Genomic DNA, 752 nt, shown 5'->3' on the forward strand with positions numbered 1-752 from the left:
GGTGGGTGGCCGCGGCGCGGCTGCCGGGGCTGGGGCTTCTGGCGCTGGCGCTCTACTTCCTCTTGCCCTTCGACATCCGCGGGTACGTCTACTACCTCAACACGCGCTACGCGCACCTGGCCGCGGCGCTGCTGGTGGCCACCGCGCCCGCCACGGTGCCCCAGTGGCGGCGGCCCCTGCGGCTGGCGGCGGCGGCGTGCGCGGCGGTGCTGGCCTTCGTCATGGTGCGCGGCTACCGCGCGTACTCGCGCGAGGCGGCCGAGCTCGAGCCGCTGGTGGCCGCCACCGCGCCCCGGCCGCGCGTCATGGGGCTCGTCTTCGACTCCCAGTCGCGCGTGGTGCGCTTCCCCGTCTACATCCACGGCGCGGCGGTGCTGGCCCGCGCGCGCGGCGGCGTACCGAACTTCACCTTCGCCTCCACGCCCCACTCGCCCCTGCGCTACGTGGGCGAGATGCCGCCGACGTTTCCGTCCGAGTGGCAGCCGCAGCAGATGGACTACGCCACGCAGGGCATCTGGTACGACCACTTCCTCGTGCGCGGCGTGCACCCCTCGCGCATCTTCGGCGAGCGGCTCCAGTCGGAGCTGGTGGTGGTGGCCGAGTCCGGACGCAGCTGGCTGGTGCGCCGCCGCTGAAGGGCTCCGGAGTGTGGGCTGGTGGGCGCATGGCCCGCGCGTCGCGTGCCCCCGCCCACGCCGCGTGCAGTAGAAGGCGCGGGCATGAGCCCCACTGAACCCCGCCCCCTCCTGGAC

At 74.6% G+C, this 752-nt stretch carries 1 pseudogene; it reads left to right on the top strand.

The features are described from left to right. Nucleotides 1-635 (top strand): annotated as a pseudogene (locus HG543_RS53955) (hypothetical protein); the annotation flags it as partial. Nucleotides 636-752: the final 117 nt, after the last annotated feature.

Origin of the sequence: Pyxidicoccus fallax (assembly GCF_012933655.1) — a bacterium.
GTDB lineage: Bacteria > Myxococcota > Myxococcia > Myxococcales > Myxococcaceae > Myxococcus > Myxococcus fallax.